At 60.4% G+C, this 18,621-nt stretch carries 16 protein-coding genes; 9 read left to right on the top strand and 7 right to left on the bottom strand.

The features are described from left to right. The first annotated feature begins 128 nt into the window (after positions 1 to 128). The 6 genes from dusB (at position 129) to AC1MEE_RS22475 (ending at position 8,233) form a co-directional block, all read left to right on the top strand. Positions 129 to 1,142: a tRNA dihydrouridine synthase DusB gene (gene dusB / locus AC1MEE_RS22450; protein WP_480411731.1), complete on the top strand. Its 1,014-nt coding sequence runs from the start codon at positions 129 to 131 to the stop codon at positions 1,140 to 1,142. Beyond that, positions 1,139 to 1,459: a DNA-binding transcriptional regulator Fis gene (fis, locus tag AC1MEE_RS22455; RefSeq protein WP_007907419.1), complete on the top strand. Its 321-nt coding sequence runs from the start codon at positions 1,139 to 1,141 to the stop codon at positions 1,457 to 1,459. Before dusB ends, fis begins: the two co-directional genes overlap by 4 nt. Before the next feature lie 79 nt (positions 1,460 to 1,538). Continuing rightward, a complete protein-coding gene (gene purH / locus AC1MEE_RS22460; protein ID WP_480411732.1) occupies positions 1,539 to 3,146 on the top strand; it encodes a bifunctional phosphoribosylaminoimidazolecarboxamide formyltransferase/IMP cyclohydrolase in 1,608 nt (535 codons plus the stop codon). A gap of 192 nt (positions 3,147 to 3,338) precedes the next feature. Further along, positions 3,339 to 4,634, top strand: a complete 1,296-nt coding sequence (purD, locus tag AC1MEE_RS22465; protein ID WP_480411733.1) for a phosphoribosylamine--glycine ligase — start codon at positions 3,339 to 3,341, stop codon at positions 4,632 to 4,634. Positions 4,635 to 4,736: 102 nt separating this feature from the next. Beyond that, entirely contained in the window at positions 4,737 to 7,496 is a 2,760-nt protein-coding gene (locus tag AC1MEE_RS22470) for a hybrid sensor histidine kinase/response regulator (protein WP_480411734.1), read from the top strand. Positions 7,497 to 7,636: 140 nt separating this feature from the next. Beyond that, the gene (locus AC1MEE_RS22475; protein ID WP_480411735.1) at positions 7,637 to 8,233 is read left to right on the top strand and encodes a MarC family protein; all 597 of its coding nucleotides are present in this window, start codon (positions 7,637 to 7,639) and stop codon (positions 8,231 to 8,233) included. Positions 8,234 to 8,235: 2 nt separating this feature from the next. Here the strand turns inward: AC1MEE_RS22475 and AC1MEE_RS22480 are convergent, their stop codons facing one another. The 7 genes from AC1MEE_RS22480 to cobG all read right to left on the bottom strand — a co-directional run bounded on the left by AC1MEE_RS22480 (position 8,236) and on the right by cobG (position 15,352). Then, complete coding sequence (locus AC1MEE_RS22480) at positions 8,236 to 8,859, bottom strand: hypothetical protein (protein WP_480411736.1); 624 nt, start codon at positions 8,857 to 8,859, stop codon at positions 8,236 to 8,238. A gap of 26 nt (positions 8,860 to 8,885) precedes the next feature. Continuing rightward, the gene (locus AC1MEE_RS22485; RefSeq protein ID WP_480411737.1) at positions 8,886 to 9,563 is read right to left on the bottom strand and encodes a hypothetical protein; all 678 of its coding nucleotides are present in this window, start codon (positions 9,561 to 9,563) and stop codon (positions 8,886 to 8,888) included. A gap of 64 nt (positions 9,564 to 9,627) precedes the next feature. Beyond that, positions 9,628 to 10,443 carry a hypothetical protein gene (locus AC1MEE_RS22490; RefSeq protein ID WP_480411738.1) on the bottom strand — a complete coding sequence of 272 codons (816 nt, stop codon included), beginning with the start codon at positions 10,441 to 10,443 and terminating at the stop codon, positions 9,628 to 9,630. Between the two features lie 422 nt (positions 10,444 to 10,865). Further along, positions 10,866 to 12,572: a precorrin-3B C(17)-methyltransferase gene (gene cobJ, locus AC1MEE_RS22495; protein ID WP_480411739.1), complete on the bottom strand. Its 1,707-nt coding sequence runs from the start codon at positions 12,570 to 12,572 to the stop codon at positions 10,866 to 10,868. Continuing rightward, the gene (locus AC1MEE_RS22500) at positions 12,572 to 13,303 is read right to left on the bottom strand and encodes a precorrin-2 C(20)-methyltransferase (RefSeq protein WP_480416304.1); all 732 of its coding nucleotides are present in this window, start codon (positions 13,301 to 13,303) and stop codon (positions 12,572 to 12,574) included. Before AC1MEE_RS22500 ends, cobJ begins: the two co-directional genes overlap by 1 nt. Continuing rightward, positions 13,303 to 13,929, bottom strand: coding sequence for a precorrin-8X methylmutase (locus tag AC1MEE_RS22505; RefSeq protein WP_480411740.1), 627 nt, complete (start codon positions 13,927 to 13,929; stop codon positions 13,303 to 13,305). The genes AC1MEE_RS22500 and AC1MEE_RS22505 overlap by 1 nt, the downstream gene beginning before the upstream one ends. Then, positions 13,922 to 15,352, bottom strand: coding sequence for a precorrin-3B synthase (gene cobG / locus AC1MEE_RS22510; protein WP_480411741.1), 1,431 nt, complete (start codon positions 15,350 to 15,352; stop codon positions 13,922 to 13,924). The genes AC1MEE_RS22505 and cobG overlap by 8 nt, the downstream gene beginning before the upstream one ends. A 124-nt stretch (positions 15,353 to 15,476) precedes the next feature. On the opposite strand from cobG, the gene cbiE reads away from it, so the two are divergent. Genes cbiE through AC1MEE_RS22525 form a run of 3 tightly spaced genes read left to right on the top strand, consistent with a single transcriptional unit; the run spans position 15,477 to position 18,507 of the window. Then, positions 15,477 to 16,679, top strand: a complete 1,203-nt coding sequence (gene cbiE, locus AC1MEE_RS22515) for a precorrin-6y C5,15-methyltransferase (decarboxylating) subunit CbiE (protein ID WP_480411742.1) — start codon at positions 15,477 to 15,479, stop codon at positions 16,677 to 16,679. After that, positions 16,679 to 17,776: a cobalt-precorrin-5B (C(1))-methyltransferase gene (locus AC1MEE_RS22520; protein ID WP_480411743.1), complete on the top strand. Its 1,098-nt coding sequence runs from the start codon at positions 16,679 to 16,681 to the stop codon at positions 17,774 to 17,776. The genes cbiE and AC1MEE_RS22520 overlap by 1 nt, the downstream gene beginning before the upstream one ends. Beyond that, complete coding sequence (locus tag AC1MEE_RS22525; RefSeq protein WP_480411744.1) at positions 17,773 to 18,507, top strand: cobalt-precorrin-6A reductase; 735 nt, start codon at positions 17,773 to 17,775, stop codon at positions 18,505 to 18,507. Before AC1MEE_RS22520 ends, AC1MEE_RS22525 begins: the two co-directional genes overlap by 4 nt. Positions 18,508 to 18,621: the final 114 nt, after the last annotated feature.

Here is an 18,621-nt window from a genome sequence, read left to right on the forward strand (position 1 = left end):
GCCTTTATCCAGTCATCGAGAGCGGGTATCATGCCAACCCTTTTTCACACTCTGGGTTCGGGTTGAAAAGTTGCAAAAAGCACTTTTCGGCGAGCCTGCGTTGATCCGGCCCCACAACAGGCACACCTATGTCGGCGGTACGCATCGGCCCCTACACATTGCAAAACGGCTTGATTCTTGCCCCGATGGCCGGGGTCACCGACCAGCCTTTTCGCCAGCTCTGCCGTCAACTCGGCGCAGGTCTGGTCGTCTCGGAAATGGTCACCAGTGACATGAGCCTGTGGAACAGCCGCAAATCGCGTCTGCGCATGATCCACGAAGGTGATCCCGAGCCCCGCTCGGTACAGATCGCCGGTGGTGACCCGCAGATGCTCGCGGACGCAGCACGCGCCAATGTCGAACTGGGCGCACAGATCATCGATATCAACATGGGCTGTCCGGCAAAAAAGGTCTGCAACAAGGCCGCCGGCTCCGCACTACTGAAAGACGAACAGCTGGTGAGCGAGATCCTGCAGGCCGTGGTGGCCGCAGTCGATGTGCCGGTCACCTTGAAGATTCGTACCGGCTGGGACCGGGCGAACAAAAATGGTCTCACGGTGGCGAAAATCGCCGAGCAGGCCGGAATAGTGGCGCTGGCGGTGCACGGCCGAACCCGTGCCGACCTGTACACCGGCGAAGCCGAATACGACACCATCGCTGAAATCAAGCAGGCGGTGTCGATCCCGGTCTTCGCCAATGGCGATATCGATTCACCGGCAAAAGCCCGGTACGTGCTGCAGGCGACCGGTGCAGATGGATTATTGATTGGCCGGGCCGCCCAAGGGCGACCCTGGATTTTTCGCGAGATAGAACACTACCTGCGCACCGGCGAGACATTGCCGGCCCTGCAGTTGAGTGAAGTGGAACGCATCCTGCTTGAGCATCTGGCGGCGTTGCACACCTTCTACGGCGATGTGCTTGGCGTGCGTATTGCGCGCAAGCATGTCGGCTGGTATCTCGCTACCCTGCCGGGCGCCAGGGAGTTTCGCGCCCACTTCAATCGTTTGGAAGATACGGAAGCACAGTGCGCCAACGTTCGTGATTTCTTCAGCGAACGTTACAAGAGCCCTCAAAAAGGGGTCGCAGAGGAGGTGGCCGCATGACGATGATGACCGAGACTTTAGTGAGTGGAACAACACCCGTGAGCGACAACGTCAATTTGAAACAGCACCTCAACACGCCGAGCGAAGAGGGTCAAACCCTGCGCGGTAGTGTCGAGAAGGCGCTGCACAATTATTTCGCCCACCTGGAAGGCGCTGCCGTCACGGATGTGTACAACCTCGTGCTGTCGGAAGTCGAGGCGCCGTTGCTCGAATGCGTGATGAACTACGTCAAGGGTAACCAGACCAAAGCGTCCGAATTGCTGGGCCTTAATCGCGGCACCTTGCGCAAGAAACTCAAGCAGTACGATCTGCTGTAAGCATTTAAAACAGAAAAGGCGACCCACCTCATGCGGTCGCCTTTTTTTGCTGACTCCTTTGCTTTAGATGGAAATAGAGATGACCGACCAGACTACCCGCCTGCCGATCCGCCGCGCCTTGATCAGCGTTTCCGACAAGACCGGGATCCTCGAATTCGCCCGTGAGCTGACCGCCCTGGGCGTCGAGATTCTCTCCACCGGTGGCACCTTCAAGCTGCTTCAGGACAATGGCATTGCTGCGGTAGAAGTCGCTGACTACACCGGCTTCGCAGAAATGATGGATGGCCGGGTCAAGACCCTGCACCCGAAAATCCATGGCGGCATCCTCGGCCGTCGTGGCATCGACGACGCCATCATGAGCGAGCACGGGATCAAGCCGATCGATCTGGTTGCGGTCAACCTCTACCCCTTCGAAGCAACGATCTCAAAACCCGGCTGCGACCTGCCGACCGCCATCGAGAACATCGATATCGGCGGCCCGACCATGGTTCGCTCGGCAGCCAAGAACCACAAAGACGTGGCCATCGTGGTCAACGCCGGCGACTACAGCCAGGTGCTGGAAAGCCTCAAGGCCGGTGGCCTGACGTACGCCCAGCGTTTCGACCTGATGCTCAAGGCATTCGAACACACCGCCGCCTACGACGGCATGATCGCCAACTACCTGGGCAGCGTCGACCAGAGCGCTGAAACCCTCAGCACCGAAGGCCGTAGCGCCTTCCCGCGCACCTTCAACAGCCAGTTCATCAAGGCTCAGGAAATGCGCTACGGCGAGAACCCGCACCAGAGCGCGGCGTTCTACGTGGAAGCCAAACCTGCCGAGGTGGGCATCGCCACCGCGACCCAGTTGCAGGGCAAAGAGCTGTCCTTCAACAACGTGGCCGATACCGATGCCGCGCTGGAATGCGTGAAAAGCTTCGTCAAACCTGCCTGCGTCATCGTCAAGCACGCCAACCCGTGCGGCGTGGCAGTCAGCCCGGACGACGAAGGCGGCATCCGTCAGGCTTACGAACTGGCCTACGCCACTGACAGCGAATCGGCTTTCGGCGGCATCATCGCCTTCAACCGCGAGCTGGACGCTGAAACGGCCAAGGCCATCGTCGAGCGTCAGTTCGTCGAAGTGATCATCGCACCGAGCGTCAGCGCTGAAGCTCAGGCCATTGTTGCCACCAAGGCTAACGTCCGCCTGCTGACCAGCGGCCAATGGGCTGCCGAGCGCACGCCGGCCTGGGACTTCAAACGCGTCAACGGTGGGTTGCTGGTGCAGAGCCGCGATATCGGAATGATCAGCAGCGACGACCTGAAAGTCGTGACCAAGCGCGCGCCGACCGAACAGGAAATCCATGACCTGATTTTCGCCTGGAAAGTGGCCAAATATGTGAAGTCCAACGCCATCGTCTACGCCAAAAACCGTCAGACTATCGGTGTCGGCGCCGGCCAGATGAGCCGCGTCAACTCCGCGCGCATCGCCGCGATCAAGGCTGAACACGCCGGCCTGCAAGTGCAAGGCGCGGTCATGGCATCAGATGCATTCTTCCCGTTCCGTGATGGCATCGACAACGCAGCCAAGGTCGGCATCACTGCGGTGATCCAGCCAGGCGGCTCGATGCGCGACAACGAAGTGATCGCAGCCGCTGATGAAGCCGGTATCGCGATGGTATTCACCGGGATGCGCCATTTCCGTCACTGACCACACGTAACTCTGTAGGAGCGCGCTTGCCCGCGATCGAGTGCGAAGCGCTCGCAAAGATGGTGACTACACGTTTGCTGGAAGGTCGTTCCGACCTTATCGCGGGCAAGCGCGCTCCTACAGGAACAGATATACCGCCCGGAATCTGCGGCGTATGCCCCATAAAGAATTCAGCGTCATCGAGGTTTTGAAATGAATGTTTTGATCATTGGCAGCGGTGGCCGTGAACACGCCCTGGCGTGGAAAGTCGCACAGGACCCGCGCGTCGTGAAAGTCTTCGTGGCACCGGGCAACGCTGGCACCGCGATTGAAGCCAAGTGCGAAAACGTCGCTATCGACGTGCTCGCCCTTGAGCAGCTTGCAGATTTTGCGCAAAAGAACGTGTCCCTGACCATCGTTGGCCCGGAAGTGCCGCTGGTCGCCGGCGTGGTCGATCTGTTCCGTTCCCGTGGTCTGGATTGCTTCGGCCCGACGGCTGGCGCAGCTCAGTTGGAAGGTTCGAAAGCCTTTACCAAAGACTTCCTGGCCCGCCACAAGATCCCGACGGCTGATTACCAGAATTTCACCGAGATCGAGCCAGCGCTGGCCTACCTGCAAAAAACCGGTGCGCCGATCGTGATCAAGGCCGATGGCCTCGCGGCGGGTAAAGGCGTGATCGTCGCCATGACCCTGGCTGAAGCCGAAGATGCCGTGCGCGACATGCTCGCTGGCAACGCGTTTGGCGAGGCAGGTTCGCGGGTAGTGATCGAAGAGTTCCTCGATGGCGAAGAGGCCAGCTTTATTGTCATGGTTGACGGCAAGAATGTATTGCCAATGGCCACCAGCCAGGATCATAAGCGGGTCGGCGACGGCGACAGCGGCCCGAATACCGGTGGTATGGGCGCGTACTCCCCGGCCCCGGTGGTCACCGCCGAAGTCCATCAGCGCGTCATGGACCTGGTCATATGGCCGACTGTCCGTGGCATGGCCGAGGAAGGCAACGTTTACACCGGTTTCCTCTATGCTGGTCTGATGATCGACAAGGCGGGTAACCCCAAGGTCATCGAGTTCAACTGCCGCTTCGGCGATCCGGAAACCCAACCGGTGATGCTGCGTCTGCAATCGAGCATGGTATTACTGATCGAAGCCGCGTTGGCGCAAGCGCTGGACAAGGTTGAAGCGCAATGGGATCCACGCCCGAGTCTGGGTGTGGTGCTGGCCGCTGGCGGTTACCCTGGCGATTACGCCAAAGGCGCTGTGATCAAGGGTCTGGATGCCGCAGCAGGACTGACTGGCAAGGTGTTCCATGCCGGTACAGCGTTGCAGGATGGTCAAGTAGTAACGTCCGGCGGTCGTGTTCTGTGTGCTACAGCACTAGGCGAAAGCGTAGGCAGTGCACAGGAACAGGCCTACAAACTGGCCGCTGAAATTGATTGGGAAGGTTGTTTCTATCGCAAGGACATTGGCTACCGTGCCATTGCCCGCGAGCGTGGTGAAGATCTGGAATAAGGCTAGACGGCCAACCAGGCAAGCGCCCGTCAGCCGGTGCTTGCCTGTTTATTCCAGCCCCGCGCATAGTTATATGGCATTCACCTACGAAGGGATTTCGCCGTGCGCTGGCTCAGGATTGCCATAGGTTTCACTGTCAGTCTGCTGACCCTGCTCTGCATGCTTCCGGCCTACGCCGAGCAAAGCGGTGGCTGGTCAACGTTGCTCGATGATCAGGCAAACCTGCAATTGAGCGATGTGCGCTCGGCGCGCTACCTCAATCAATTCAGCCCTATCGAACTCGATCAAGTCAGCGCGAGCGACCGCAACAGCGCCGTCTGGCTGCACTATCGGCTGCTCCCGGGTGAGCATGAACAGTTGCTGCGTATCTTCGCACCGGACCTGGCCAACCTGGACATGTACGTGCTTGACGGCGACAAGCTGATCAACCATTCGCGAACCGGCAATAACATTCCCCGCGATAACCATTTACTGCCCTCCACCGACTTCCTTCTGCCGCTGCCACAAAGCAATGCCGCGCTAGACGTTTACCTGCGTTTGGTTTCCGAACAGAAATTGCGCCCCAATATCACCCTGCAATCGGCGATCTCCAGTGCCGCGGATGAACGCCAGCCGCTGTTGCTTGGCCTGTTTTTAGGCTGCCTGGCGATGCTGATCCTGCAAAACGTCACCCGCTTCACCCACACCCGTTCGCAAAGCTGCCTGTGGCTGGCGGCCTGCGAGACGATGCTGACCTTGAGCGCGCTGCTGCTGCTCAATCTTCTGGCGCCATGGCTGTCCAACTGGCATGTGGCGCAGACCCCCAGCGCGTACCTGGCACTGATCCTGGCGGCCCTGAGCGGCCTGATGTTCGCTTACCGCTTTTTCGCGCCCAGGCGCTCCAGTGCGTTGAACAGATTGCTGTTGGGCGACATGCTGGTCATCGCGCTGAGCGGCATGCTGGTGGTGTTCGTCGATACCCTGCCGCTGAACCTCATCACCTACGGGCTGGTGGCGCTGGCCAGCCTGAGCATTCTGTTTGTCGCCTCGTATCACTGGCACAAGGGCTACAGCCCTGCCCGGCTGTTTGTGATTGCGATGGTGGTCTTCAACCTGGGTTGCCTGGTGATTCTGCCGGCCTTGCTGGGCCTGACCCTGATCGCCCCGCAATGGTTGATCATCACGCTGCTGGGTGTGTTCTGCGTCGCCGGGTTGCTGATGAGCATTGCCCTCAGCGAACGCCATCGCAGCATCACTGAAGACCAATTCAGTGCCAGTCGCGACCTGGCGGCCAGCACCGCCGAAATCAATGCCAAGGCCGAGTTCCTGGCCAAACTCAGCCACGAAATCCGCACCCCCATGAATGGCGTGCTGGGCATGACCGAACTGCTGCTGGGCACACCGCTTTCAGTCAAGCAGCGTGATTACGTGCAAACCATTCATAGCGCGGGCAATGAGCTGCTGACCCTGATCAACGAGATTCTCGACATCACCAAGCTTGAGTCCGGGCAAATAGAACTCGACGATGTGCAGTTCGATCTCAATGCCCTGATCGAGGATTGCCTGAATATCTTCCGGGCCAAAGCCGAACAACAGAACGTCGAACTGATCAGCTTCATCCAGCCTCAAGTCCCCCGCGTGATCAGCGGTGACCCGACACGTCTGCGCCAAACCTTGCTCAGCCTGCTGGAAAACGCCCTGAAGAAAACCGACGAAGGCGAAATCCTGCTGGTGGTCGCACTGGACTCGCGCAGCGGTAAACCACGCCTGCGTATTGCCGTTCAAGACAGCGGCGAGCCGTTGGCGGCCAAAGAACGCGACGCCCTGCTGCATGCCGAACTGCACAGCAAGAACTTCCTCGCCACCACCAAACTGGGCGGCAGTCTCGGGCTGGTGATCGCCCGCCAACTGATCATGCTGATGCACGGTGAGTTCGGCATTCAGAGCGGCAGCAATCAGGGCAGCACGCTCTGGCTCACCTTGCCGCTGGACCCGGATCGACTGGAACAACCCACCACCGACCTCGACAGCCCGCTCAAAGGCGCCCGGGTGTTGGTCGTGGACGACAACGACACCTGCCGCAAAGTACTGGTGCAGCAATGCAGTGCCTGGGGTTTGAATGTCAGTGCCGTACCATCTGGCAAGGAAGCACTGGCGCTGCTGCGAACCAAAGCGCATTTGCGTGATTATTTCGACGTGGTCCTGCTCGACCAGAACATGCCCGGGATGACCGGCATGCAACTGGCGGCCAAGATCAAGGAAGACCCGAGCCTGAACCACGATATTCTGCTGATCATGCTCACCGGCATCAGCAACGCACCGAGCAAGATCATCGCGCGCAACGCCGGGATCAAACGCATCCTGGCCAAACCGGTAGCCGGCTACACCCTCAAGACCACCTTGGCCGACGAGCTCAATCAACGAAGCAAAGGCGTCACAGCGTTCTCGGCACCACACGCCAGCAACCCGGTCAGCGTCCCGAGTGACTTCCGCATCCTCGTCGCCGAAGACAACAGCATCTCGACCAAAGTGATTCGCGGCATGCTCGGCAAACTCAACCTGCACCCCGATACCGCCAGCAATGGCGAAGAAGCGCTGCGCGCGATGAAAGCCCAGCGCTACGATCTGGTGCTGATGGACTGTGAAATGCCGATCCTCGATGGCTTTTCCGCGACCCAACAGTTGCGCGCCTGGGAAGTCGGCAACCAGCGGGATCGCACGCCGGTGGTCGCGCTGACCGCGCATATTCTGACAGAACACAAAGAGCGCGCGCGTCAGGCGGGCATGGACGGTCACATGGCCAAGCCCGTGGAACTGTCGCAACTGCGTGAGCTGATCGAGCATTGGGTCGTCAAGCGCGAGCAACGCCAGGTCCATACCTGAACTATCTGATGGTTCGGCGCGCTGATCGCTGTTCAGCCTGATCATCCCCCCAATGCACGAAACTGATATTCCACCGCAAGGCGACGTGCGCCGCCTGATAGACTTCCTCTCGTCCTTCCCCTGCCGCGCGAGCTCAAACCATGCTCCACGTGTTGTTCAGCGTTTACTTGAAGATGTTGGTGCTCTACAGCCCATTCTTCGTACTGTCGTGCTTTATCAGCCTGACCCGTGGTTACTCCAGCAAGGAGCGTCGTCGCCTGGCGTGGAAAGTCGCACTGGCGACGCTGATTTCCAGCGTTCTGCTGTACCTGTTCGGACGGGTGATCTTCGACGTGTTTGGTATCACCGCCGACGCCTTCCGCATTGGTGCGGGCAGCGTGCTGTTCATCTCGGCGCTGGGGATGGCACAAGGTAAATCCGCGATCCAGACCGACAACGTTCAGCAGGACGTGACCATCGTGCCGCTGACCATTCCCCTGACTGTCGGCCCCGGCACCATCGGCGCCCTGTTGGTCATGGGTGTCAGCCAGCCGCACTGGGACGACAAACTCACCGCCATCCTCGCCATTGCCATCGCCAGCCTGACCGTCGGCGTGGTGCTGTACCTGTCCAATCGCATCGAGCGCATCCTCGGCGACCAGGGCCTGCAGATCGTCAGCCGCTTGATGGGGTTGTTCGTGTGCGCGCTGGCGGCGCAGATTATCTTTACCGGGGTGAAGGGGTATCTGGTTCCGTAGCTTCAAATATCCAGGTCTTGAATGGCCCTGAACGCGTTGGAGATCAATTTGGAACGAATCATCTCCCTGTGCGGTGAGTAAACATCAGGCTTGAATGCGTAAGTCCCGCCGACCAGACGCAGCACCATGTCGCGCTTGACGCGCTCGTTGAGTCCAAAGATGTCGATCGCGGTATTGGCGCTGATGTGCAGCCCGCAGAGCAGGATCAATACTTCACCGGCTGGGGTTTTTTCACACGGAACAACCTGGAAACTCCCCAGGTTTCCTGCACCCCTGCCGTTTTCAAAGAACACCCGGGCGTATTGGTTGACTCTCAATGCCCGGAACGATGACTGAACAAGATCAGCAAGCCGGCTAGAACCCTCCGAACCGACGATAGCAAAGGTGGCGCGGTCCAGCTCGTTGCTGTCCGACATCACCATGGGTTGCTTCGTAATCAGGCTTTTCAACGTGCACCCGTACTTGACCATTCGGCTCCGGTAGTAATCCATCCAGCTTTGCCAATGCTCGTGGCGCCTGTAGGCCTGACTGGCGAAAAAGTCGGCATACAACAGAACATCCAGAATGTCTTCCTTTTCCTGCCGTGATATTCCGGGCGCAAATAAAACCAGATTGCTGCCCGCCATGACTGAGCCACGTTTTCCGCTATTCATCACGCTGGCTCCGCAATGCGCGTTATGAGTGTTTGCCTTTTGTCGCCCAGCGCGGCAATCAGCTTCTCTCTGAACAATGCGTAGTGCATATCGAGCAATTCCGCTGAAAAATGAAGAAGCTCGATATTGCCGACGATGTGATCCATGGCATACGACTGGGCGAGCGGATGATCACCGACCGGCTGCCTTGTTTTGAAATAAACCAATAGTGAGGTCATCACGGGGTCGGCCTGCACAAAACTGACATGCAGTGTTACAGCGAATAACGGCGCCGCATCATGAGCCCCTCCTGTGGCCATTACATGACTGGAAATACGCTTCACCGCCATCGAAAAACCATTCGCGGCGAGTTTAACTTGATCATGAAATTCGCCAGATACACGATGCTCGAGCTCGCGCTTGATCAACGACACGACATCGAAAGTTCCCGAAGGCGCAGGTGCATCGCTCAGGGCTTCGCGCTGAGTAAATATCCAACCAAAGGCAGTCATTGCGCGAAGATAGGTGTCACGCCACTCCTCGAACTCGGTAAAGAGCGAATACTTCTTGGAAGCCGCAAGTTGACTATAAAGAACAGAAACCAACACATCGTCCTCGAATGATTTTTCCAGGCTACCGTTAAAACACATCAGGCTCCCGGCATTCAGGTAAGTACTCCGCGTTCCGTCGCCCATCATTGTCTCTCCGAAAAAAATCAGAACTGGAAACGGGAACCGCAGCCCTCTGCAGTTCCCGGCCCCATCAAATATCGAAGGCGGCGATGGCATCTCGCGCATTCTGGCCCAGGCGACTCATGACAAGCGCCCTGACTTCAGCGTAAACCCCCTCATTGAGCGTCAGGGACGCCTCACCACGGGTAATACCGACGCTGGCATTGTTCCACTCCCAGAACAGAACATCAGTCACGCTTATGTTCGAATCGAACGCAACAGCACCCATGGCCATGATCACGTCACCGTCTTCCGCCTCCGCACACGACGCGACGCTGAAGCTGCCGCCTACATGGGTGCGAGCATTGCGCTCGAACAGTCTCAGCGGTCGGTCATTGCTTTGAAGCGCCTCGATCGCATCTTTGGCGACTTTGGCGATCAATAAAGCCGTTGGCCCTGGAACGGTGGCAGCGGCGATGGCCGAACCGAGGATTTTCAGGCCGACCTGCTCCATGGTGAAGCGCTGTTCGACGGCACGGTAGTTTCCGTAACTCCGGCCAATGACCAACCAGCCACACGACTCCATCGCGCGGGTGAACGTTTCAAACCAGCGGGCGCCTTCGTTGTTTGGATCAAATTTTTTGTTGGCCGCGAGACTCGAAATCAAATAAGAGTTTTTGATATCTTCCTTGTTTTGCTTCGACATACCCGCAACAAAAGAAAGAACGCCACTGCCTACGACAGCAGCGCTTTGATTCTTCGGATCGATAGTCAAGGACCGACGCGAGCGACTGAGTGCTCGCCCGTTGAAAGTACCCGACATATCGGCAGCATCAGGCAGTTCCAACGCAGCGATTTCTGCGATTCGGTTTTCGACAGCCCTATTAACTTCGTGCGTATCATTCATTTGAAACTCCTTTTATAGTGAAACAACCCATCCGGGAAGTCGTTTAAACTAGCCGAGTGCGGCAAATCCCTCCACCCTGCCCCTTGACGTTATTCCTACAGTGAACAGTCCACTTTCTCTTTAATACAACCAAACTCTGCGCGCGACCTCTTTATCGCCATAACAGGTAAATACGGGGTGCTGCGCGACTAGCCGCCCATAAAATGGACTGACTGATAATTAGCCGGGTAATACTTCCGTGATGAATCACAGGCGTTGATTCGCGACAAATGGCTCATTACTCACCCGACAAGGTGACTTTTCTTACAACTTGAACATTGGAAAGATAAGTTGATTGAACGGCCGCCTTCGCAAGCAAGCTCCCACAGAAGATCGCGCATCTCTGTGGGAGCAGGCTTGCCTGCGAACGGCGCAACGGGGACTCAAGCCCCCGGCTTTTCCCCATACCACCTCGGTGTATAAACCCAGCTCCCGCCATCGGCGCGCGGAAAGACGCAGGTGGTGGATGAGCCGATCAGGACCATGGTGCGCATGTCCACTTGCTCCGGCGTCAGGTCGCCCAAGGTGATAATCCGCAGCGTCTGACCCGGCCGACCGATGTCGCGACCCAAGGTCACCGGTGTTTCCGGTGTGCGATGCTGGCGAACGATTTCCAGGGCGCGTCCCAGTTGCCAAGGGCGCGAGCGGGAGATCGGGTTGTAGAACGCCAGCGCCAGGTCGGCTTGAGCCGCGAGGTCGAGGCGTTTTTCGATCACGTCCCACGGTTTGAGGTTGTCCGAGAGGGACATGACGCAGAAGTCATGCCCCAGCGGCGCACCCGCTTGTGCGGCGGTTGCCAGCGATGCCGACACCCCCGGCAGGATTTCCAACTCAACCGCGTGCCAGTCGGCGTTGGTCGATTCGTGCAAAGCTTCAAGCACCGCCGAGGCCATGGCGAACACGCCCGGATCACCCGACGACACCACCACCACCGAACGCCCTTGAGCCGCCAGTTCGAAGGCGTGCCGGGCGCGCTGCATTTCTTCGCGATTGTCGGTGCAATGCTGCACCTGATCCGCGCGAAACGGCCCGGCCATGCGCACGTAGGTTTCGTAACCCAAGATGTCATTGGCCCGCGCCAGCTCAGCCTTGACCGCTGGTACCATCAGTTCCGCAGCACCGGGGCCGAGCCCGATGACCACCAATCGTCCGCGGCCTCGACCGATCCGCTGCACATCCAATGGCTGGGTGGCGACCGCAATGGCGATGCCGTCGCCAGCACTGATCGGTGGCAGTAATTGCGGCACCGCGTGTTGCGCGAGCTGGCTAACCGTTCCTTGCGCTGCCATGAAGCGCAGCGGCACGTTCAATTCAGCAGCGGCGGCATGCAGTGGCGCATTAGCCATCTCGACGTCGGCCGCCAACAAGCACGCCAGCGATTGCAGCGCGATACCCGCATCATGCAAGACTGCGCGAACACTGGACGCCAGCTCGGGCACCGAAGCACTGACCGCCACCAACACGCTGCGTGGATAGATCAGCAGTTCATTGGCCGCCGGCTCCCGCTCGGCACAGCTGATATGGATTGCCAACTGCGCGTGCTCATCCTCAGACAATTGCGCCTGCGCCAACCACGGTGCTTCGCCTTCGATACGCACGCGTTGCCCGGACAGCAAATCGGAAACAAAGCGCTTGCCCAACTCAAGATCGCCCAACGCATAGCCGCTTGGCGGATTGAGCAGGCAGGTGCCGAAGCGTAACTCGCCACTGGTGGTGATCGCCGGCGCTACACCCAGACCCGTCGCAATCTCACGGGCCATGACATTGACCCCGCCCAACCCTCCCAGCAACGGCACGACGGCGCTGCCATCTTCGGCAACAGCCAGCACCGGAGGCTCGACGCCTTTTTCCAGTAGCAGTGGCGCCAGGGTACGAATCACGATGCCGGCTGCGCACAGGGCAATGATCGGCGTGTCCTGCTGATAGAGCCGGCGCAGCGTGGCGCCGAACTCGGTATAGGTCAGGTCGGCGCCTTCAACCCGTGCGGCCAGCCCATGGATCAATGCATCCGGGTACAGCTGCTGAATGCGTCGCGCGGTAGCGAGGCTGCCGTTGCCCAGGATGACGATGGCGGGTGTCTGCATGCTCATCAGCCCTGCCACCTTTCGCCCGGAACGATGATTAGCGAGAAGTACGGCGACGACATCGGCTCGACCTGATCCAGCGCCACGATTTTCTGATTGGCCATGGTGGCGCGCTCGACATACAAGGCACGTTCGGCCATGCCCAGCTCCTCCAACACTTGCCGGACTTTGGGGAAGTTGCGCCCCAACTTCATGATCACCGCGGCATCGGCATCGGCCAGACGCCGCTTGAGCTCATCATGGGGCAGCACGCCGGAGAGCACCGACAGGCTTTGATTGCGGTAGACCAACGGCGCGCCCAGTACCGAAGCGCCGCCGAGCATCGAGCAGACGCCAGGCACCACTTCAGCTTCATAACGCTCGGCGAGGCGGTCGTGCAGGTACATATAAGAGCCGTAGAAGAACGGATCCCCTTCGCAGATCACCGCCACGTCGCGGCCGGCATCCAGGTGCGCGGCCAATGCCTCGCTGGCGTCGTCGTAGAAATCGCTGATCACTTGCTCGTAGGACAACGGCGCCGGCAGGGCCTCGGTGGTGACCGGGTACACCAGCGGCAACAGTGTCTGCGCGTCTTGCAGGTGGGCTTCGATGATGCCAAACGCGTTGCCCTTTTTACCCTTGGCGACGAAGTAGGCGACCACTGGCGACTCACGCAACAGGCGCAGGGCTTTGACGGTAATCAGCTCAGGATCGCCGGGGCCGACGCCCAGGCCAATCAAACGACCGGGTTGCTGCATCATTCGATCTCCGTCGCCAGGGCGTTGACCGCAGCCGCCGCCATGGCGCTACCGCCGCGACGGCCCTGCATGATCACGAACGGCACGCCGCGGCTGTCGGCGGCAAGCATGGCCTTGGACTCTGCCGCGCCGACGAAGCCGACCGGGAAGCCGAGGATCAACGCCGGCTTCGGTGCACCGGCGTCGAGCATTTCCAGCAGGTAGAACAGCGCGGTCGGCGCATTGCCAATCACCACGACGCTGCCTTCCAGATGCGGACGCCACAGTTCCAGCGCAGCGGCGGAACGGGTGTTGCCCAACTCGCGGGCCAGTTCAGGAACATTTTCGTCCTTGAGGGTGCAGATCACCTGGTTGTTGGCAGGCAGGCGTGTGCGGGTCACACCTTCGGACACCATGCGCGCATCGCAAAGGATCGGCGCACCAGCTGCCAGTGCGTTGCGCCCGGCCGTACCGGCACCGGGGGAAAAACGCAGGTCTTCGATGACTTCGACCATGCCGCAGGCGTGGATCACCCGCACCGCGAGTTTTTCCAGGTCGGCAGGGATCTGATCGAGCCGGGCCTCGGCGCGAATGATCGAGAAGGAGTTGCGATAGATCTCCTGACCGTCGCGAATGTAATCAATCATGGGTGCTGCTCCGTGAGTCGGTGGCTAACAGCGCGCCAACTGCTTCAATAGTGAGATCACGCGCCCGCAGAACGCCGAAACCCGGCTGCTGCGTGTCGCGAAAATAGAGGTCGTAATGGCCGGCGGACACCGCCAGCAAAGTCACCGGGGCAATATGCGCGGCGGCGCAGGAACGCGAACAGCCGGACAGATGCACCGGCAGGCTCAAGCCGTGTTGTTCTAGCTGGATCGCTAACAGCAAGGCATCTGCTTTGGTATCAGCCAGGCCTTTGCCGCAGCCGGCCGAGCCGGTGCAGGCGATCAGTTGGCCCAGCGGTTGTTCAGCGGTGCAGATCAGTCCTGCCGCGTGCAGGCCCGTCAACACGGTGGAGGCGTGTTCAGCGGGAACGTTGGGCAGCAACAGGCTTTGCCAGGGCGTCAGGCGCAAGGTTCCATCGCCCCATTCGCTCGCCAACTGCGCGACCGCTCGCAGCATCGACGAATCGAGACGCCCCAATGGGACTGCGGCGCCGACGGCTACCAGACTGGCCACGTCCTGTGGATAAATGCCCAAATGCCCGTGGGTCTGACAGGCCGTCTTCGCAGGCAAGCCTGCTCCCACAGAGGAATGCAATCTGCTGTGAGAGCAAGTCTCTACAGAGGAATGCGATCCCCTGTGGGAGCAGGCTTGCCTGCGAATGGGGCTGCACAGTTTGACGGTCATGCGCTGTGACACCACCTGAAGAAACGCCTCGGTCGACATTTCAGCCAACAGATGGCGCATCCGTGTCTGCTCAGGTCGCGCCAGATCAAGGAACGCTTCCAGCACCGCCACCACCAGTTCATGAGCATGACTCAGCGGCACGGCAGCCAGCGGCGCATCGTCGGCAGGACAACCCGCCAGGCCAAACGCCAACAGAGTCTCGCCGTCGACAACCAAAGCCGACAACCACAGATCATGAGGATGTTCGCGCATCACCAGCGCTTCGCCGCCGTCCAGCGACAGGGCGAACTTGGGTGACAGGTCATGGAAACGCGGGTGATTTTGCAGGGTGTCGAGAATCTGCTCAGCCAACGGACGGGTGTCGAACAGCCTTTGCGGGTCAATGCCCGCCGTCGGGCTGAGCATCAGATTACGTACGTCGTCGCCTGCCACATTGTTTGGGCCCAGACCTGCGCCCAACAGGACTTCGATCAAGCCATCCCGCTCAGCGCCGATCCCGCGAATCTGTAGATTGGCGCGGTTGGTGGCCTCGATCACCCCCGTGGCATAACGTTCTGCCCCATCGGCCACTGCGCCCGCCTGCATCGCTGTGATCGACCCGCCGGCCAGCTTGATTCGGCAGATGCCGCCGTCCAATGCCGGGACGATACGCAACAACCCCGGACAAGCCGAGGGGCGTAAAGGTGTTGAGGACGTGCGAGCAGAGGTCGGCTCGTTCAATGGGTCACCCGAGAAAAATTTCAAAAGGCGCTTAGGCCCCTTGGGCGCGGTATTATGCCTGCTTTGTCCGCAGGCATGAAAAGCCGGTCTGTCGGAAGTCTTATTAGTTGGTTGAGGAAAGTGCATGTCGCCGTGGCTGACAGTCGTGGGAATCGGTGAAGACGGCTTCAAAGGCTTGGGCAAGACGGCTCGCCGTGCGCTGCTGCAAGCCGGACAAGTGTTTGGCGGCCAGCGTCAGCTCGATCTACTGCCAGCCTGCATTCGTGCCGAGCGCAACGTCTGGCCCAGCCCGTTTTCCCTGAATCCGGTCCTTGAGCAGCGCGGCACCCAGGTTTGCGTGCTGGCCAGCGGCGATCCCATGTTGTTTGGGGTGGGCGCCAGTCTTGCGCGGCAGGTCCTCGCCGATGAGATGCTGGTGCTGCCCGCCCCCTCGTCCTATTCATTGGCCGCCGCGCGCCTGGGCTGGCCGTTGCAGGACGTGGTCACCTTATCGGTGGTCGCTCGGCCGCTGGCGGCGCTGAACGCGCAGATTTATAACGGTTTGCGTCTGTTGGTGTTGAGCAACGACGGCAGCAGCCCCGCGGCCATCGCCGAACTGTTGCGCGAGCGTGGTTTCGGGCCGAGCCGGATGACGGTGCTGGAGCATCTGGGCGGCGACGCCGAGCGCCGGGTCGAAGGCATCGCCAGTGAGTGGGCCGATCCACAGATCGCTGCGTTGAATCTGGTCGCCATCGAATGCCGCGCCGACGCCCATGCGCCACGCCTGTCCCTGCTTGCCGGGCTGCCGGACAGCGCTTTTGAACATGACGGGCAACTGACCAAGCGCGATGTGCGCGCCATCACCCTCGCCCGCCTTGCCCCGGCACCCGGTGAGTTGTTGTGGGACGTCGGCGCGGGCTGCGGCTCCATCGGCATCGAGTGGATGCGCGCGCACCCTAGCTGCCGCGCCCTGGCAATCGAAGCCGATGAGGGTCGCCAGTTACTGATCGAACACAACCGCGACGCGCTGGGCGTACCGGGCCTGCAACTGATTCGCGGCCGCGCCCCCCAAGCGCTGCAAGATCTGGAAACGCCCGATGCGATTTTCATCGGCGGTGGCGTCACTCGCCCCGGCGTGCTCGACACCTGCTGGCAACAGCTGCGCCCTGGCGGACGGCTGGTGGCTAACGCCGTCACCCTGCAAAGCGAAGCCACGCTGATTGCGTGGCGCGAACAGCATGGCGGCGAACTGACCCGCATCCATATTGCCCAGACCAAGCCCTTGGGCGAGTTCGACACCTGGCGCCAGGCGCTGCCTATCACCCTGCTTGAAGCGATCAAACCCTGATGCGCGCCGAAACCGCCGAACAACCCGCGCCGCTGCGCAGCGGTTACACCACCGGCAGTTGCGCGACAGCCACCTGCCTGGCGGCGGCCCGCCTGCTGCTCGACGGCGAGGTGAGTGACGCCGTGGAGATCGTGCTGCCCAAGGGCAAGCTCGTACCGATGCGTCTGGAATTCTGCCGCTTCTTTGCCCTCGGCGCAGAGGCTGGCACGATCAAGGATGCTGGCGACGACCCGGATGTCACCCACGGTGCGCTGGTGTACTCCCGAGTGCGACTCATCGATGAGGTCGGCGTGCGGTTCGTGGCCGGGCCGGGTGTGGGCACCGTCACCCGACCCGGTCTGGTGTTGGGTGTGGGCGAGCCGGCGATCAATCCGGTGCCGCGCAAGATGATCACCGAACACTTACAGCAATTGGCGGATGATACGAGCTACGCCGGTGGTTTCGAAGTCACCCTGTGCGTCGAAGGGGGCGAAGCGTTGGCGTTGAAAACCATGAACCCACGGCTGGGCATTCTCGGCGGGCTATCGATCCTGGGCACCAGCGGCATCGTTCGACCGTTTTCCTGCGCGGCCTACATCGCATCGATCCATCAAGGCATCGACGTTGCCAAAACCAACGGTTATCTGCACATCGCCGCCTGCACTGGCAACGCCAGCGAAGACACCATGCGTCGGGTCTACAACCTGCCGGAAATTGCCCTGATCGAAATGGGCGACTTCGTTGGCGCGGTGCTCAAACACCTGCGCAAAGTGCCGGTAGACAAGCTGAGCCTCTGCGGCGGCTTCGGCAAAATCAGCAAACTGGCGGCCGGGCATATGGACTTACACAGCCGCCATTCCAGCATCGACCTGCCACAACTGGCCGACTGGGCCGCAACCCTCGGCGCCGATTCGGCGCTGCAACAGGCGATCCGCGAGGCCAACACCAGCCAGCAGGCATTGGCGATGGCCAGCGCAGCCGGTATCGCGCTGGGTGATGAGGTGTGCCGCCATGCGCAGGTGTTTGCCCGCAGCGTGGTCCCGGCGCAGGTTGCAGTGGAAGTGTTCGCCATCGACCGCCAGGGCGGCATTGTCGGCCAGGCAGGAGTACGCGAATGAAGCGTCTGTTATTGCTCGGCGGTGTGACGGAAGCCCTGGCCATCGCCCGTCGACTGGGGCCGCAACATATCTACAGCCTGGCCGGCGTGGGTCGGGTGCCGACTGACCTGGCCTGTCAGGTGCGGGTCGGTGGTTACGGCGGGGCCGAAGGTCTGGCGCAGTTCATTCGCGATGAAGGCATCGACCTACTGCTGGATGCGACGCACCCCTACGCGGCGCAGATCAGCCAAAACGCGGTGATCGCCGCCCAACTCAGCGACATTCCCTGCTGGGCACTGCGGCGCCCGGCCTGGATCGCACAGCCCGACGATGACTGGCGCGAAGTCAGCGACTGGGGCGAACTGATCACCGCACTTGAGCCGTTCAAGCGGCCGCTGTTCACCCTCGGTCGCGAGCCGTTGCAGCACCTGAATGAAATCCCCGCCCACCAGTTTTGGACCCTGCGCGCACTTGATGACTACCCCGGCAACGAGCGCTGCGAAGTGATTGGTGCGCGTGGGCCCTTTCTGCTGGACGACGAACGCGCCCTGTTCGAACGCCGGGCGATCGATGTACTGATCAGCAAAAACAGCGGCAGCAGCGCGACAGAACCGAAACTGGAAGTGGCGCGGGAGCGGGGGGTGCCTGTTTTGATACTGCGCAGGCCAGTGTTGCCGGAGGTGGATCGGGAGTTTGTGCGGGTTGGTCAATTGCTGGAAGCGTTGGATCAGTCTGGTTTTCTGTCGGCATGAGAAACAGCTTTCGCAGGCAAGCCTGCTCCCACATAGATCGCACTCCCCGTGGGAGCAGGCTTGCAACTACGCGTCCCGCTGCGAAGCGGTCATCGAAAGCTCCAAGTGAGGACT

This window comes from Pseudomonas sp. ASL3 (assembly GCF_056680425.1).

Coding starts and splice junctions, on each gene's coding strand:
- dusB (WP_480411731.1), top strand. CDS start 129: ATGTCGGCGGTACGCATCGGCCCCTACACATTGCAAAACGGCTTGATT.
- fis (WP_007907419.1), top strand. CDS start 1,139: ATGACGATGATGACCGAGACTTTAGTGAGTGGAACAACACCCGTGAGC.
- purH (WP_480411732.1), top strand. CDS start 1,539: ATGACCGACCAGACTACCCGCCTGCCGATCCGCCGCGCCTTGATCAGC.
- purD (WP_480411733.1), top strand. CDS start 3,339: ATGAATGTTTTGATCATTGGCAGCGGTGGCCGTGAACACGCCCTGGCG.
- AC1MEE_RS22475 (WP_480411735.1), top strand. CDS start 7,637: ATGCTCCACGTGTTGTTCAGCGTTTACTTGAAGATGTTGGTGCTCTAC.
- AC1MEE_RS22480 (WP_480411736.1), bottom strand. CDS start 8,859: ATGGCGGGCAGCAATCTGGTTTTATTTGCGCCCGGAATATCACGGCAG.
- AC1MEE_RS22485 (WP_480411737.1), bottom strand. CDS start 9,563: ATGATGGGCGACGGAACGCGGAGTACTTACCTGAATGCCGGGAGCCTG.
- AC1MEE_RS22490 (WP_480411738.1), bottom strand. CDS start 10,443: ATGAATGATACGCACGAAGTTAATAGGGCTGTCGAAAACCGAATCGCA.
- cobJ (WP_480411739.1), bottom strand. CDS start 12,572: ATGAGCATGCAGACACCCGCCATCGTCATCCTGGGCAACGGCAGCCTC.
- AC1MEE_RS22500 (WP_480416304.1), bottom strand. CDS start 13,303: ATGCAGCAACCCGGTCGTTTGATTGGCCTGGGCGTCGGCCCCGGCGAT.
- AC1MEE_RS22505 (WP_480411740.1), bottom strand. CDS start 13,929: ATGATTGATTACATTCGCGACGGTCAGGAGATCTATCGCAACTCCTTC.
- cbiE (WP_480411742.1), top strand. CDS start 15,477: ATGTCGCCGTGGCTGACAGTCGTGGGAATCGGTGAAGACGGCTTCAAA.
- AC1MEE_RS22520 (WP_480411743.1), top strand. CDS start 16,679: ATGCGCGCCGAAACCGCCGAACAACCCGCGCCGCTGCGCAGCGGTTAC.
- AC1MEE_RS22525 (WP_480411744.1), top strand. CDS start 17,773: ATGAAGCGTCTGTTATTGCTCGGCGGTGTGACGGAAGCCCTGGCCATC.